At 49.6% G+C, this 16,040-nt stretch carries 14 protein-coding genes and 3 tRNA genes; 15 read left to right on the top strand and 2 right to left on the bottom strand.

The window, feature by feature from the left end; translation table 11 throughout:
- The first annotated feature begins 147 nt into the window (after positions 1–147).
- The 10 genes from cdaA to DHU66_RS06265 all read left to right on the top strand — a co-directional run bounded on the left by cdaA (position 148) and on the right by DHU66_RS06265 (position 11,117).
- Positions 148–1,308 (top strand): diadenylate cyclase CdaA, encoded by a 1,161-nt coding sequence (gene cdaA, locus DHU66_RS06310; RefSeq protein ID WP_108775033.1) that lies wholly within the window; start codon positions 148–150, stop codon positions 1,306–1,308.
- Positions 1,301–2,707 (top strand): CdaR family protein, encoded by a 1,407-nt coding sequence (locus tag DHU66_RS06305; protein ID WP_167836294.1) that lies wholly within the window; start codon positions 1,301–1,303, stop codon positions 2,705–2,707. Before cdaA ends, DHU66_RS06305 begins: the two co-directional genes overlap by 8 nt.
- Positions 2,700–4,037 (top strand): phosphoglucosamine mutase, encoded by a 1,338-nt coding sequence (gene glmM, locus DHU66_RS06300; protein WP_108775031.1) that lies wholly within the window; start codon positions 2,700–2,702, stop codon positions 4,035–4,037. Before DHU66_RS06305 ends, glmM begins: the two co-directional genes overlap by 8 nt.
- A 69-nt stretch (positions 4,038–4,106) precedes the next feature.
- On the top strand, positions 4,107–4,766 hold the full coding sequence (locus tag DHU66_RS06295) for a response regulator transcription factor (protein ID WP_108775307.1): 660 nt from the start codon (positions 4,107–4,109) through the stop codon (positions 4,764–4,766).
- Entirely contained in the window at positions 4,763–6,166 is a 1,404-nt protein-coding gene (locus DHU66_RS06290; RefSeq protein WP_108775030.1) for a HAMP domain-containing sensor histidine kinase, read from the top strand. Before DHU66_RS06295 ends, DHU66_RS06290 begins: the two co-directional genes overlap by 4 nt.
- Positions 6,163–6,933, top strand: coding sequence for an alpha/beta fold hydrolase (locus DHU66_RS06285; RefSeq protein WP_108775029.1), 771 nt, complete (start codon positions 6,163–6,165; stop codon positions 6,931–6,933). Before DHU66_RS06290 ends, DHU66_RS06285 begins: the two co-directional genes overlap by 4 nt.
- A complete protein-coding gene (locus DHU66_RS06280; protein WP_108775028.1) occupies positions 6,930–8,504 on the top strand; it encodes a UDP-N-acetylmuramoyl-tripeptide--D-alanyl-D-alanine ligase in 1,575 nt (524 codons plus the stop codon). Before DHU66_RS06285 ends, DHU66_RS06280 begins: the two co-directional genes overlap by 4 nt.
- Before the next feature lie 6 nt (positions 8,505–8,510).
- Positions 8,511–9,398 carry an isoaspartyl peptidase/L-asparaginase gene (locus DHU66_RS06275; protein ID WP_108775027.1) on the top strand — a complete coding sequence of 296 codons (888 nt, stop codon included), beginning with the start codon at positions 8,511–8,513 and terminating at the stop codon, positions 9,396–9,398.
- A 34-nt stretch (positions 9,399–9,432) separates the two neighbouring features.
- On the top strand, positions 9,433–10,164 hold the full coding sequence (locus tag DHU66_RS06270) for a glycerophosphodiester phosphodiesterase (protein ID WP_108775026.1): 732 nt from the start codon (positions 9,433–9,435) through the stop codon (positions 10,162–10,164).
- Positions 10,161–11,117, top strand: coding sequence for an alpha/beta fold hydrolase (locus DHU66_RS06265; RefSeq protein WP_108775025.1), 957 nt, complete (start codon positions 10,161–10,163; stop codon positions 11,115–11,117). Before DHU66_RS06270 ends, DHU66_RS06265 begins: the two co-directional genes overlap by 4 nt.
- A 21-nt stretch (positions 11,118–11,138) precedes the next feature.
- Here the strand turns inward: DHU66_RS06265 and DHU66_RS12175 are convergent, their stop codons facing one another.
- A complete protein-coding gene (locus DHU66_RS12175) occupies positions 11,139–11,276 on the bottom strand; it encodes a hypothetical protein (protein ID WP_167836293.1) in 138 nt (45 codons plus the stop codon).
- 220 nt (positions 11,277–11,496) lie between these two features.
- Between DHU66_RS12175 and DHU66_RS06260 the strand changes: the two genes are divergently transcribed.
- The 4 genes from DHU66_RS06260 (at position 11,497) to DHU66_RS06245 (ending at position 12,462) form a co-directional block, all read left to right on the top strand.
- Positions 11,497–11,587, top strand: a tRNA-Ser gene (locus DHU66_RS06260).
- A gap of 4 nt (positions 11,588–11,591) precedes the next feature.
- Positions 11,592–11,665, top strand: a tRNA-Asp gene (locus tag DHU66_RS06255).
- A gap of 10 nt (positions 11,666–11,675) precedes the next feature.
- Positions 11,676–11,749, top strand: a tRNA-Gly gene (locus DHU66_RS06250).
- A gap of 86 nt (positions 11,750–11,835) precedes the next feature.
- Positions 11,836–12,462, top strand: coding sequence for a YczE/YyaS/YitT family protein (locus DHU66_RS06245; protein ID WP_135358317.1), 627 nt, complete (start codon positions 11,836–11,838; stop codon positions 12,460–12,462).
- Here the strand turns inward: DHU66_RS06245 and DHU66_RS06240 are convergent.
- Positions 12,453–13,277 carry a MerR family transcriptional regulator gene (locus DHU66_RS06240; RefSeq protein ID WP_108775023.1) on the bottom strand — a complete coding sequence of 275 codons (825 nt, stop codon included), beginning with the start codon at positions 13,275–13,277 and terminating at the stop codon, positions 12,453–12,455. The two genes, DHU66_RS06245 and DHU66_RS06240, sit on opposite strands and share 10 nt — an antisense overlap.
- 117 nt (positions 13,278–13,394) lie before the next feature.
- Between DHU66_RS06240 and DHU66_RS12530 the strand changes: the two genes are divergently transcribed.
- Positions 13,395–15,980, top strand: coding sequence for an FAD-dependent oxidoreductase (locus tag DHU66_RS12530; protein ID WP_108775022.1), 2,586 nt, complete (start codon positions 13,395–13,397; stop codon positions 15,978–15,980).
- Positions 15,981–16,040 lie beyond the last annotated feature (60 nt).

The following is a 16,040-nucleotide window of genomic DNA, read 5'->3' as shown; positions in this document are numbered from 1 at the left end:
ATTTGAAATGCTGCATCAGCGCCTTCTGGCACTGTTTTTTTTAAGAGTGTACATTAGCGTGCTGAAGGTAAGGGTGGCATAACTTACCGAATGCAAATAAAATGGAAGGTGGAGAGAGTGTTACCATCTTTTCGGAAAGGAGATTCCATGTCTGGCCTGTTTCTTAACTGGAGTCTGGATAGTTTTGGCAGCGTGATCCGCTCGCTGGCTGATATTTTCATTGTCTGGCTGATTCTGTACTATGTGCTGCGCCTGGCCCGTTCCAATTCGCGGACAACGCAGATTTTTAAAGGGATTCTGCTTGTCATCATCGTCGATGCATTGTCCAATCTGCTTGGCTTGAAAACCGTAAAATACTTTGCGGATATGTTCATCAACTGGGGCTTTCTGGCTCTGATCATCATCTTTCAGCCGGAACTGCGCTCCATGCTGGAAAAACTTGGCAAAACGAACGTGTTCAGCCGGATTTCCAGTCTCAGCGGCAATGAAAAAGAACATCTGGTGGATCAGATTGTGACTGCTGTCATGCTGTTGAGCAAGGACAAGACGGGTGCACTGATCTCGATTGAGCGTTCCCAGTCGCTGGATGACTATGTCGCGACCGGCACAAAGCTGAACAGTGATGTGACGGCGGAAATTCTGACATCCATCTTTGTGACGACCACCCCGCTGCATGATGGTGCTGTTATTATCCAGGGAGATAAGATTGCGTGTGCAAGTGCGTATTTCCCGCCGACCAATCTGGACTTGCCCGGCCGCTATGGTGCCCGCCACCGTGCCGCCGTTGGCATTTCTGAGATTACGGATGCAGTGACTGTTGTTGTTTCCGAAGAGACAGGCAATGTATCCGTAACAGAGGGCGGCCGCATGATGAGTGTGAATGAGAGACAGCTGCGTGACTATCTGCTGCGGACGATCTGCGGTCAGAGCACACCTGTGGATGCCAGTGAATCAGGCAATGATGAAACAGAAACTGGCAGCGGAAATGATCAGGAGGAACCGTCCAGCCGCCGTTTTCCGTTTTTCCATGCGGAGAGTGAGCAGGAAAAAGAGGAGGAGAAGATGGAGGAGCTTCATGATGAGGCTGCCCGCATCAAACTGCCGCAGAATCATAAGCATGACCGTCCAATACCTTCCTATCCTCAGCAGGATCGAAAGATCCCTTCCTTTACGGAAGCTGAGAAGCAGATGGCAGAAATCGAAGAAAAGAAGGCACATGAACATGCCAGGATTGAACCTGAGTCTGTCAGCGGATTGAAACGCAGTGATGAAGATGATGACGGGAAGGGAGATGAGCCGCATGCCTGAGGACAAGAAAGACCGCCGCAGAAGCTCGGCAGCCAAGACCGATCTGGCCCGCAGAATTGCGGAGCAGTCCCGCCGCATGGCACGCACATCCCAGCGCTTTGAAGAATTCCTGCTGAAACTGCTGCGCTGGTTTTCCACCGCACTGGACAAGATTCTGTTTAATCGGAAGTATTCCCGCTGGGTTGCTCTGGCATTGGCAGTGATCATGTATATGGCCGTGAATGCCAATTCCTGGCGCAGCATGACAACCGGCATGACCAGCAGCCGCTCCCGCAGCAACGTCACTGTTTCCGCCCAGTATAACAGTGATGCCTTTGAGCTTTCCGGACTGCCTTCCACATGTGATATCACCATCACCGGTGATGCGACCAGCGTCACCACAGCCTTCAACAGTGACGGTACCATCACAGCCGATCTGGAAGGACTGTCAGAAGGCACACACAATGTCAAGCTGAAAGCAGAAGGGTTTGGCGATTCGGTCAATGTCAAGATTGATCCTTCCAATGTTACGGTAACGCTGAAGAAAAAGACAACCGAACAGTTTGATCTGTCTTATGATCTGGTCAATCAGGATAAGATGGACAGCAAATATTCCGTAGGAACACCAGAGTTTGAGTATACCAAGGTCAATGTGCGCGCATCCCGTGATACCTTGAATACTATTGCCTTTATACGGGCGCTGATTGATGTGTCAGGACAGACAAGCGACTTTGATCAGGATGCCAGGCTTGTGGCATATGATGCGGATGGCCAGGTGGTCAATGCGGATATTGTGCCGGACACTGTTCATGTACATGTACCGGTTTCTTCGATCAGTAAGACGGTGGGCATTCAGGTGCAGGTCAGCGGTGAGGTGCCGGATGGCAAAGCCATTGCCAGCATCGGCCTGGATCAGCAGACTGTGACAATCTATGGCTCGCAGTCTGTGCTGGATGGCATAGACAAGGTGACTGTGACTCTGGATGCCAGCACATTGACCAAAGATGCGACGGTACTGCGGCCGATCACCCTGCCTTCCGGTGTATCCAGTGCCTCGATTTCACAGGTGACCATGACGGTCAAGCTGGGCGATGAGACAAGCCGTACGATTGACAATGTCAAGATCAACTACAAGAACAATACAGGCAATTACACAGCGACCCAGCCGGACGGCAAGACGACAACGAGCGTAACGGTCTATGGTACCGCCGACAATATAAAAGCGGTCAGTGCAGATGATATTATGGTATATATAGACATGTCTGATGCGCAGCCGGGCCTGCAGACATTTGATCTGCAGATCGACCAGCCGGAGAATGGCCTGGTGCGCTATGAGCTTTTGGAAGATACGTATGAACTGAACGTGATCGGGGATACAACACAGGATACTCAGACAGAAGGAGATACAAACAATGGGTAAGTATTTTGGGACAGATGGAATTCGCGGCAAGGCCAATGAAGGACTGACAGCAGAACGCGCCTTTGTGGTTGGCAGATATCTTGGCTGGTATTACAGCCAGAAGGGTAAGAAGAATATTGTCATTGGCAAGGATACCCGTCTTTCCAGTGATATGCTGGAGTCGGCACTTGCGGCCGGCATTACATCAGAGGGCTGCGATGCGTATCTTGCCGGATACTGCCCGACGCCGATGATCTGCTATCTGACCGTCCATGAGGATTTTGCGGTTGGCGCCATGATCTCGGCCTCTCATAATCCATTCTATGACAATGGCATCAAAGTGTTCTCCAAGCAGGGCGTCAAGCTGCAGGGGGAAGTGGAAGCACTGATTGAGGATTATATTGATGGCAAGATTGAGATTCCATATAAGACAGAAGGCGAGATCGGCCGGATTGTGAATTATCCGGAGGGTCTGGATCACTATCTGAACTTTGTGGTTTCCGAATTCCCGCTTGATCTGCACGGTACTAAGATTGCGATGGACTGCGCCAATGGCTCAGCAACCTATACTGCCGAGAAGGCACTGCGCCGGCTTGGCGCAGAATGCACGATCTTCTGCAATGATCCCAATGGCACCAATATCAACCGCAAGTGCGGCAGCACCCATCCGGAGCGCTTCCAGGAATATATGAAGCTTGGCTCCTATGATCTTGGCCTGACATTTGATGGCGATGCAGACAGACAGATTCTGGTCAGACCGGATGGTGAGCTGGTCAATGGCGACTATGTCCTGTATATCTGCGGCAAGTATTACCGTGATAAAGGGGTGCTGACCAATAATACGATTGTGACAACCGTTATGGCCAACCTTGGTCTTTGGAAAGCAATGGAGAGAGAACATATCAACGTTGCCAAGACGGATGTTGGTGATAAGTATGTCTATGACTGCATGATCAAGAATGACTATATCCTGGGCGGTGAGCAGAGCGGCCATATCATCTTCTCGCGCCATGAGACAACCGGTGACGGCCTGGTGACAGCCCTTGCGATTCTCAAGGTCATGAAGAACACGGGCAAGAGTATTTCCGAGCTGTGTGAGGGTCTGCGCATTTATCCACAGCTGCTTGTCAATGTCAAAGTCAATGACAAGACAAAGGTCATGGATGATCCGGAAGTCCAGGAAGCCATTGCCAGGGTGAACAAGGATCTGAATGGCAATGGACGCATTCTGGTGAGACCTTCCGGTACGGAACCGCTGCTGCGCGTCATGGCAGAGGCGGAAACGGATGAGATCTGCCAGCAGGTATGCGGCCAGGTTGCAGATGTGATCAAGGCTAAATTTGGCGCATGATGTATGGATGCCGTCCTGATTCGGGCGGCTTTTTTATGTGCACGTGTTAAAATGATTCTGGTGATTGCAATGAAAAAAGTGATTTGTATTGTTGAAGATGAAAAAGACCTGAATGAGCTGGTCAAGCGGTATCTGGAAAAGGAAGGCTATGAGGTACGCTCCTATCTGACTTTTGATGAAGCCAGTGCCCATACAAATGATGACGATGTGCATCTGTGGATTCTGGACATCATGCTGGGTGACAAGTCCGGCTTTGATCTGATTGATGAGATCCGTGCCCATTCTCCGGATGTACCGGTCATTTTCATGTCTGCCCGTGACAAGGAGTTTGACCGTATTATCGGCCTGGAAAAAGGCAGCGATGACTACATTACCAAGCCGTTTTCACCCAAGGAACTTGTATTGCGGGTGAACAATGTCATGCGTCGTACGTATAAAGACGAAGGAGCACGCATTGAAGTCGATGGCTATGAGATCGATGAGAATCAGCGCATGGTCTTTGAAGGAAACAATCAGATTGAACTGACAACCAAGGAATTTGAACTTCTGATGCTTTTTGTAAACAATAAGGGCACTGCCTTCCCGCGTGATGAGATTCTTTCCAAGGTGTGGGAGACAAATTATTACGGCAGTGACCGGGTGGTGGATGATACGCTGCGCAGGCTGAGAAAGAAGATGCCGAATCTGAGCATCCGCACAATTTATGGATTCGGATACCGGCTTGGATGAAGCGCCTCAATCTGTGGCTGCGCGAGCTGTCACTGAACCAGCAGCTGCTGGCGATCATCATCCTGTTTATCTCCGTCTTTGCCATCTTTATTTCCACTTTTCTCTCACCGGCACTGGACCAGTTTTCCCAGAATGAAATGTACCGGCTGCTGCACAATTCCCAGGAAAGCCTGCTGTCCTATCTGGATAACTATGATGGTGATCTGGATGAGATTGTGCCTAATGAAGATGCAGAAATCGTGGATGCTGTCTGCCAGGACGGTACCATTACCGTGCTTGGCACCAGATCACTGCCGTCGGATCTGCAGAAAGACATCGTGTCCCATACAGAGCAGGATGTTTCCGGTACCCAGGATTACAAGTGCACTTCAGAAGTGGATGACCGTGTGATTACGTATCTGTATTCCATGACACTGATGAAAAATGGTAGCTGGCTGATATCTGTGATGGACAATGCCTACCAGACGCAGTTCAAGACGTCGCTTGTCAATGAAGTGGTGACGATGAATGTACTGGTTGTATTAGTCCTGTTCATCATTCTGATGGCGTGGGTATCCACTTTGATCGTGCCTTTGTCACAGATCCGCACCTATATTGAAAAGGTCAAGAATGATGAACCGGCGCAGCTGAATGTGCACCGCCGTGATGCCATCGGCCAGGTCGCTGATGCATTGCGCGATATGGAAGGTGAGCTGCAGAAACAGAACCAGCAGAAGCAGGAAATGATTCAGAATATTTCGCATGATCTCAAGACACCGATTGCCACAATCAAGTCGTATGGTGAGAGCATCAAGGATGGGATTTATCCATATGATACATTGGAAAAGAGTGTTGATGTCATCATTGAACATGCGGACCGTCTGGAAAAGAAAGTCCAGTCCCTGATTGTGCTAAACAAGATGGACTATCTGCAGGATGAAACACCGGATGGTGATACGGTGGACATGAATGAGGTCATTGATCAGGTCATTCTGTCTTTGAAAGTCATTCGTCCGGAGATTTCACTGGAAAAGGATACCGAGGAAAATGTCTTGTTCCATGGTGCCCAGGATCCATGGCGGATTGTTGTGGAAAACCTGGTTGACAATGGCCTGCGGTATGCGGTATCCCATATCAGGATTGTGCTGAAGGAAAATGAACTGAGTGTCATCAATGATGGCAGTCCGATTCCGGATGAGGATCTGGAGAGAATCTTTAGGCCGTATGAGAAGGGTACCAATGGCCGCTTCGGTCTTGGCCTTTCCATCGTCTATAAGGTGGTCACAACCTATGGCTATCATGTGGATGCAGAAAACCTGCCGGGCGGCGTGTGCTTCCGGGTATGGCGGGAAGGCAGAAAGCCATCCAGAAGAAAGAAGAAAGAAACGCATAACAGCGGGGGACAGGAGGAAAAGCCATGAGCACTGAGGTGAAGTGGTGTACATGCCGCAATGTGAAAACGGCATATATAGAAGCTGGAGAAGGACCGGATATGGTTCTGCTGCATGGCTGGGGACAGAACAAGGAAATGATGGGGCAGATCATGGAGCACTTCAAGGACCGCTATCATGTCTACAGTCTGGATTTCCCGGGACACGGCCAGTCTGATCTGCCTGATCGCGCCTGGGGTGTACCGGAATATACGGAATTCTTTGAAGATTTTGTGGAGCAGAATCACATTGCAAATCCGGTGATTATTGCCCATTCCTTTGGCTGCCGGGTGGCGATCCGGTATGCGGCAAAGCACCACGATGTCAAAAAGATGTGTCTGACCGGGGCTGCCGGCATCCGTCCCAGGCAGTCTTTGGACGCAAAGATCCGTGTATCTGCTTATAAAGCAGGCAAATGGTTTCTTAAGGCAACCCACAATGAAGAAAAGCTGCGCCAGCTGCAGGCATCAGCCGGTTCTGAGGATTACCGCAATGCCAAGGGCATCATGAAACCCACGTTTGTGAAAGTCGTCAATGATGATGTCACACCGGTATTGAAAGATGTGACATGCCCGGTGCTGCTTGTATGGGGTGAAAATGACACAGCTGTGCCGTTATGGATGGGACAGGAAATGGCAAAGAAGATGCCGGATGCCGGCCTGGCTGTCTTTGAACATGATGACCATTGGGCTTACTGGCATCAGCCGCAGCGCTTCAATGCCGTACTGGATATCTTTTTGAAAGAGGAAAATGCATGATCACGAAACTGCTTTTGTTTGCTTTGACCATGTGGGCACTCTGGATTCCTTCCAGGCATGCCCTGCATATGTATCAGCAGAATCGCTATGAAAATGGAAGATTTGCCAAATGGATCCGTACATCTGTGAATGATCAGGTCTCATCCTGTATTATTCCGCTTGCCATCGTATTGATTTCTATTGTGGTTTCACTGTTTCAAGTGACGATCTGGCCATTTGTATGCGTGCAGATTGTCATGGCACTGTACCATCGGGCAATGGAAAAGGGAAAACAGTACATCAAGCCGCTTGTCGTCACGGCAAGAGTAAAACGGCAGATCGCTGTGCTGGTGATCCTGGAAATACTTGCCCTCTGGCTGATTCTGGCTTTTGTACCGGCATGTTTCAGCTATGGACTGATGATAGCGGCTGGCTATTTCCTGCCCTGGATTCTGCTGTTTGCAGTGGGATGGATAACTGCACCGATTGAACATGGCGTACAGCAGTCCTATCTCAATGATGCAAAAAAGATTCTCAACAGCCATACCGGTCTGATCAAGATCGGCATTACCGGTTCTTACGGTAAGACAACCACCAAGAATATCATGCAGGCAGTGCTGTCTGAGAAGTACAACACACTGATGACGCCGGCTTCCTACAATACGCCGATGGGCATCACCCGCACGATCCGGGAAATGCTCAAACCGATCCATCAGGTATTTGTGTGCGAAATGGGTGCAGACCATGTTGGTGACATTACCGAACTGATGAATTTTGTCCATCCTTCCATCGGTGTTGTGACATCCATTGGGCCGCAGCATCTCAATACATTTGGCAGCCAGGAAAACATCATCAAAGAAAAGATGCAGATGGCTGAAAAACTGCCAGCTGATGGCGTGGCAATCCTGAACTATGACAATGAATTCATCCGGAATTATCACATTGTAAATCCGGTCAAAGTCATCAGCTATGGCATTGCCTGCCAGCAGGCAGATTATCATGCCGAAGATATTTCCTATTCCGCCTGGGGTTCTTCGTTTGTGATTGTGCATGGGAATGAGCGCATTCCTGTGCAGACAAAACTGCTGGGTGAGCTGAATATTCTGAATATTCTGGCGGCAGCGGCATGTGCACGGTATCTCAATGTATCGTGGGAGGCCATTGCCGCAGGCTGTAAGAATATGAAGCAGGTGGAACACCGCCTGGAACTGAAGCGGATCAATGGCTTCCGCTTCATCGATGATGCGTTCAATGCCAATCCAAGCGGCAGTGCTATGGCGCTGGAAGTACTTGGCATGATGCCGGGCAGGCGGATCATTGTGACCCCTGGCATGATTGATCTGGGCGCAAAGCAGGATGAAATCAACCGCAGCTTTGGCCAGAAGATGAAGGGCAAGGCGGACTGGGTTGTACTGGTAGGTGAAGCCCAGACAAAACCGATTCTGGCTGGCCTGCAGGATGTGGATTTTGATATGAGCCATGTGGTAGTATTGGCAAGGGAAAAGGAGGCATTTAACTGGGTGTGGGCAAATGCTTCAAGAGAGGATACGATTCTTCTCGAGAACGATCTGCCCGATGCTTTCAACCGGTGAACGAATATGACTTGGTGTGTGATTGGTACCTGGGAAATGGCGGCACAGGGTGCAGTCAAAGCTGCTGATCTTCTTGCAAAAAACGGTACGGCAAAGCAGGCAACACTTGCCGGTGTGCAGGATGTTGAGGATAATCCGGAATTTCATTCCGTCGGCTATGGCGGACTGCCTGGCAAAGATGGACATATTGCCATGGATGCCGGCTATATGGATGGCGACACGCTGCATTTTGGTGCTGTATCGGCACTGGAGGGGTTTCGTTCTCCGGCTGCTGTTGCCCAGTCGCTTGCGGATGGAGATGCCAATAATTTCCGTACCGGAGCAGGGGCAGCACTGTATGCAGAAGAACATGGTTTTGAAAAGCGCAACAATCTTACCCCGGAGGCACAGGAAATCTTCGAGAAGAAGAAAGTGGAAGCATTAAAAGCCTATGACGGCCACGATACGGTCTGCTTCCTGGCCCTGGACCAGAAGGGTACGATCTGTGCGACGACTTCAACATCCGGTCTTTTCATGAAGGAACCGGGCCGTGTTGGTGATACGCCGATGCCAGGTGTTGGCTATTATGCGGACAGTGAAGTTGGTGCAGCTGCGGCTACCGGCATGGGTGAAGAGATTGCCAAGGGTGCGTTGAGCTATGCAGCAGTGGCAGCTATGAAGGCTGGCCTGCCGGTGCAGAGTGCTGCGGAGCAGGCTGTCAGAGAGCTTCATGATTCTTTGATCAGACGCAATGGCTATGCCCAGCCGATGTCTTTGATTGCCATAGATGCACATGGCAGCTGGGGTGTTGGCACCAATTGTGAATTTACGTTTGCTGTGGCAGATGACAAACATGCAATGTGTGTGTATGAAGTGATCCCACAGGAAGCTGGACTGGAGATTCGTCAGAAGTGACGTTTCTCTTTTTAAAAAGAAAGAAGGATAAACAATGAAACATCAGATCTGGGCGCACCGCGGTGCCAGCGGCTATATGCCGGAGAACACATTACTGTCATTTGACCTTGCCGCAAAGCAGCACGCCGATGGCGTGGAGCTGGATATCCAGTATACAAAGGACAAGAAGATCGTTGTCATCCATGATGAAAACATAGACAGAACTTCCAATGGTACTGGCTGGGTGAAAGATTATACCTTTGAGCAGCTGCGCACCTTCAATTTCAACAAGACCCATCCTGAGGCGGGCCATGCGGATATTCCCCTGATGCAGGAAGTGTTTGATCTGCTGAAACCGACAAATCTGATGATCAATATTGAACTCAAGACCGGCATCTTTGATTATGAGGGCATTGAAGAAGAAATCATTGAAATGGTCAGGGCCAATGGGTTCCAGGACCGTGTCATCTATTCTTCCTTCAATCACTATTCTGCCTTGAAAGTCAGACAGCTGGATCCCAATGCAAAAGTAGCCTTCCTGTATGAGGATGGCCCGATTGATATGCCGGAATATGCTCACAAGTATGGCATGAATGCCATTCATCCGGCTGTTTACAATCTGCGCTATCAGGATGTAGTGGAAAAGGCCCACAAGTTTGGCATGGCTGTCAATGTCTGGACCGTCAATGATGAAACGCTGTGGGCATATTGTGACAAGATGAAGGCAGATGCCGTCATTACCAATTATCCTGACAAAGCCAGAATCTTCTTTGAGGAACATGCATGAGCGAGCTGGAAGAGAAGACTGCCCCCTGGATTGCCCGGCATGCCATCCAACAGGAGATTTCCTCTTTTGATGGAACCAGTCTGAATACGTATCATGCCATTCCAGACCGTGCCAAAGTTGTGATTGTCATGGTACATGGTTTCTGCGGTTTCTTTGGCAAATACCATGAACTGTTTCAGCACTTCTATGAAGCGGGATATGCACCGTTCTTTCTGGAACTGCGCGGACATGGCAAATCATCCAACCGCCGCTGCTTCGCGGATAAAAGAGTTACAGTAGGCTCCTTTGAAGAGTATGCCGGCGACATCCACGCCTATGTCAACTGGATCAGGAAGCAGTATCCTGCCCTGCCGAGATTTCTGTTTGCCCATTCCATGGGCGGTGCTGCCGGAGCCCTGGAACTGGAAGAACATCCGGATGATTTTGCCTGTGCCATTCTTTCTTCACCTATGCTGGAAATGAACTTTGGCAAGCTGCCGGAACCGGCTGTAGATGCTTTATCCGTTTATGCCAAAGTCAAGCATCTGGATGATGACTACGCACCTGGCCAGCATGCCTGGACGGGCAAGTATGATCCTGCCAATTCTTCCTGTGACAGTGAAAAGCGCTATGCCTATCAGTTCCATCAGCGCCAGGCAGATCCGGATTATCAGACCTGGGGCGGTACCTATGGCTGGGCAAGAGCTGCCAAGCAGGGCTCTGAGAAGGCACTGCAGAATGCCGGAAAGGTGCGGATTCCGGTACTGATCTGTCAGGCAAGCCGGGATACGATGGTGCTGAATGAAGGTGAGCAGATCTTCAAGATGCGTTCTGCCAACACATCCCTTGTGCAGTATGATTCACGTCATGAAATCTTTGCGGCAAATGATGAAGTCTTTAACAGATATGTCAAAGATCTTGTGACTTTCTATGATGTACAGACAAAGAAGCTGGAGACAGCCAGGGCTGATTGAAGCCTGGCAATCTCCAGCTTTTTATTTCATGAAACTGTTAATCGCATACGCAATCCACTCTGGTCCTGCTTTGCCGGTTGCAACAAGCAGGACGCCATTGAGCAGGAAATAACAGATCACAAACGCAATGATACAGACAATGAATTTCTTTTTTGACATGAGGAATCCTTTCTGTGTCTTCTGGCTTGATTATATTGGATGCAGGCAGCTGAAAACAGGCTTATGCAGTAATGCTTTCTGTTGTATGATATCAGGTGGTCAGAGATGAAAATGCAGAAAATTCTGCAAAAAAGAAAAAAAGAGTTGCTTTCAATTATACCCCATGGTAATATGAATGAGCGCTAAAAAAGAGCAACACAATATGCGCTTGGCAGATATTGAGGAAATACTCAAGAGGCCGAAGAGGTGCCCCTGCTAAGGGCATAGGTCGGGAAACCGGCGCGAGGGTTCAAATCCCTCTTTCCTCGCCATACTGGTTCTGTGGAGTAGTGGCTTATCTCGTCTCCCTGTCACGGAGAAGATCGCGAGTTCGAATCTCGTCAGAACCGCCTCTATTGTGCGCGTGTAGTTCAATGGTAGAACGCCACCTTGCCAAGGTGGACACGGCAGTTCAATTCTGCTCACGCGCTCCATGATCGATCCGGAATTCATTCCGGATTTTTTCGTTTTGTCATGAACTGAGATATCATAGAGATAGAAAGTTTGTGAGTGATTCAAAATGAACAAAGAAAATCGCGGCCGGAGAATTACCGGTATGGTTGCAGGCAATGTGATTCTGGCACTGGGCATTGCTGTATTCCGTTTTTCGCTGACAGGCAATGATGCGTATACTGCGATGAACATTGCCATTTCAAACAAGATCGGCTGGCAGCTTGGCAACTGGCAGTTACTGGTAAATATTGTGCTGCTGGTGGTAGAGTTCCTGGCTGGAAAACAGTACATTGGCTGGGGAACTCTGGTCAATGGCGGCCTGCTTGGCTATATGGTGACCTTCTTTTACAATATGCTGACAGCTGCTTTCTCTTTGCCGCAGACATTTTCGGTAAAGATTGTGATCATGCTTGCGGCGGTGGTGGTTACCTGCTACGGTTCTTCTTTATACCAGGCATCCAACGAAGGTATTGCTCCGTATGACTATGCAGCAATCAGTCTGCGCGATCATCTGCATCTGCCATATTTTGGCTGCCGGGTATTCACAGATGCCATGTGTGCACTTGTGGCATGGCTTTCCGGCGGCCTGATCGGCATCGGCACACTTGTATGTACCTTCCTGCTGGGCCCGCTTGTCTCTTTGTTTACACGTCTTGTCAATGCAAAACTGCTTGGCGTTGAAAATCAGTTCTGAGAAATCCTGGTATCCGGATCACGGATATCATTTTTTTCTATGCAGGCACGCAGCCGGAATGTATAGACCGGTTTATCCTGCTGGTAATTGACTGCAGCAAGATAGGCTGTGGTATCAGACAGAAAAGGTGTTTTGTTTGTTCTGGCATAGGCCATCATCGGTGCCAGGGAAAGAATATTGATGCGGGTCAGATCCTGCAGGGAAATCAACTGGGAAATGCACCTGCCGTTGGGAATCACCACGGCCTTTTCCGGTATGTCTGCATCATCTTTAAGCATGTATTTGTAGGTGCCGATACCTGCCTGCAGGGGAATCTCTTTGTCTATGATGGGGCCATTCAGAATCTCTTTTGGTATATACAGGCAGATCGTTGTGGTCAGATAGTGCAGTGACAGCAGAGTTGAGGCAGCTTCCTGGAAGGGCGGATAGAAGTCAATCTTGGTGTCAACGGACTGCATGATCTGTACGCTGTCAAAGCCTTCACTCATGGTTTCGCAGATATGCCGCTTTTCCAGTTCCAGAAAACGTATTTTTTCCTGCAGCCCCGCAATCTGTTCTTTGATTGCCTGCTCCTTCTGGCTGAAACTGTCCAGCAGCTTCATGGGATTGGATGCAGAGAGAGCATGGTCGATATCATTGAGCGACATTGTATATTCACGCAGTTTGCGCAGGTGTATGAGAGACGCAAAGTCTGCCATGGAATAATCGTAATAACCGTTTTTCTGTCTGGATGGATGCAGCAGGCCTTTCTTACGGTACATCCGGATCGTTTCGGGATTGGTATTGGTCAGTTCTGCCAGTTCATGAATATACATAGAAATACACCCCCACTTACGAAATAATTCACAAAAATGATTGACTCTGTATCAGGTACAGGGTTTTTAATAATCATAGTGAACAAATCCGGAAATGTTCAAGTTATGGGAGGAAAGATGAACACAAAAAGATGTTTTCGCAGTGGCACAATGCTGCTGTGCACAGCACTTCTGTTAGGGTCTTTGACCGGATGTGGAAAAAAGAGCGGCACGTTCAAGGGGACTGCCGAAGGTAAAAATGGGGATGTGACGGTTGAAGTCACACTGAAAAACGGGGAGATTACCAATGTTGAAGTGACGGATCAGCAGGAGACCAAAGGTATTGCCGATCCGGCTCTGGAAAAGGTGCCGCAGGAGATTGTGGATGCCGGGACTCCGAATGTGGACGCAGTGTCTGGTGCCACCGTTACATCCAATGCAATCATGAATGCGGTCAAGGATGCATTGAAGAATGCAGGCTTGAATCCGGATGACTATGCAGCTGCCGCAAAGCATGAAAATGTACCGGTTACGTATACTGCCGGCACCTATACTGGTGAAGGCACCGGTTATAATGGACCAATCCAGCTGGATGTCACGTTCAGTGAAGATGGCATTACAGATATTGCGATCAAGAGTTCCAAGGAGACAAATCATATTGGTACACCTGCATATGACATTCTGTTTGCGGATGCAAAGGAAGCCAATGGCTCCGGTATTGACAGTGTGTCTGGTGCCACTTTTACTTCCAAGGGTGTCAAGGAAGCACTGGCAGATGCAGCAAAGCAGGCAAAGGCATCGGACCAGGATGGCTTTGAAAGCAATACGGTTGTGCATGAGGCACAGGATCCGATTGAAAAGACATACGATGTCGTTGTCGTTGGTGCCGGCGGTGCCGGTATGGCCGCAGCGGTGCAGGCAGCCCAGAATGGTGATTCTGTTGCCGTGATCGAAGAAAATGCCGAAATCGGCGGCAACACCATCGCATCCGGCGGCCAGTTCCAGTCTGTGCAGAAGTATCTGTGCTGGGATGAAAGCAATCCGGATGCCACAACCGGTGAGTACAAGGGCCAGACCTATGACAAGGTCAAGATGGCCAATGGCAACATCAAGGTTCTCAAGACCATTCTGAACTGGAGTGAGGAACCGTTTGATGAAAGCTACTTCAAGGACCATGACTTTGTGGCTGGTGATATTGACAGCCTCAGCCAGGCAGGTGTCCATGCGGAATATCTGGATACACTCAAGGCACTGAAGAAAGAGATTCAGGCATATCTTGACTGGGCACAGCCCAAGCTGGATGCCGGGGTTAATGAAGGCGATCTGACACTGTTCTCCACAGTCAATCTGCATATCTTCCAGACTTACTATGGCGGTTTGCGTCCGAATGCTGACCACACAAAGTGGATCTATGGCGACTACAAGCTGGTTTCTCAGTTCATTGAAGGCGGCCAGGATCTCAAGGGCTGGCTGGAAGACCAGGGAGCTCTGTTTGATGAATCTGTGCAGCCAACCATTGTCGGCGCACTGTGGAACCGTGAAAACGACTTCCTTGGCTGTGACCTGGATGGCGATGGTACGGCGGATCCTGATGGCAGCAACACCAAGGGCAAGAGCGTCTTCAACACGTACATTGCAACCACGAAGAATACACTTCTCAACACGGTGGCCAATGCGGCTGACAATGCAATCATGACGCGAACCAAAGCGGAATCTCTGCTGACAGATGATGGTGCTGTCACAGGCGTCAAGGCAAAGATGTATGACGGTACGGAAGTCACCCTGCATGCCAACAAGGGCGTTGTTCTGGCAACCGGCGGCTATGCAGCCAATATCCAGCGTGTCATGGATACCAACGAATACTGGGCTGATGGCGATATTACTTCTTCCACAAAGACAACCAACCGTTCTTCACTGGTTGGTGATGGCATTGACATGGGTACAGAAGTTGGTGCCGGCACTACCGGCATGGGCTGGACACAGATGATGCCGATCTCCTGGGTTGACAATGGCAACCTGGCCTTTGGCGGCGGCAACTATGCGATCTATCTGAATCCGAAGGATGGCACCCGCTATGTCAATGAGACAAGTGAACGTGATGTATTGTCTCTTGGCGAGTTTGAAAATGGTGTCAGCTATGATGGCGCTCAGGGCACTGTCATTGAAATTGCCAATGCATCGCAGGCAATTCCTGGCCCGTATCCATATGGCACACCGAAGGACAGTGACCTGACGCTGTGGAACAGTGACGTGGAAAACCGTCAGTACACCCGCACCGTTGATCAGCTTGACGATCTGTTCAAACAGCTTGGCTTTGACTGCACTGGTGAGCAGGTCAAGGAAACCATTCTGGCTTATGACAAGGCACTGATGGAGAACAAGGGTGAAGACCTGGATCCGGAAAAGACCGGCTGGACAGCACTGATCGGCAATGCCGAAAAAGATGAAAACGGCAACTACAAGGAAGATACTTATACACTGGATGGCGTACAGCTCAAGGTCCGCCTGCTGGCACCGAGCACACACCATACAATGGGTGGCTTGACAATTGACGATGAACGCCATGTCCTGGATGAAAAGGGCAATGTCATCAAGGGTCTGTATGCGGCTGGTGAGGTCACGGGCGGCATCCATGGCGGCAACCGTCTGGGCGGCAATGCGATTGTTGAGATCTTTGTCTCTGGACGCACAGCTGCCAATGCAATTGACGCTGATCAGAAATAAGGCGCAAAGCACCGGAAATCCGGTGCTTTTTATGTGCGCGCATCTGCTGGCAGTGCAGTT

The organism is Lactimicrobium massiliense (assembly GCF_900343155.1).
In the GTDB taxonomy this organism is placed as follows: domain Bacteria; phylum Bacillota_I; class Bacilli_A; order Erysipelotrichales; family Erysipelotrichaceae; genus Bulleidia; species Bulleidia massiliensis.
This window is presented reverse-complemented; position numbering and strand designations above follow the sequence as displayed.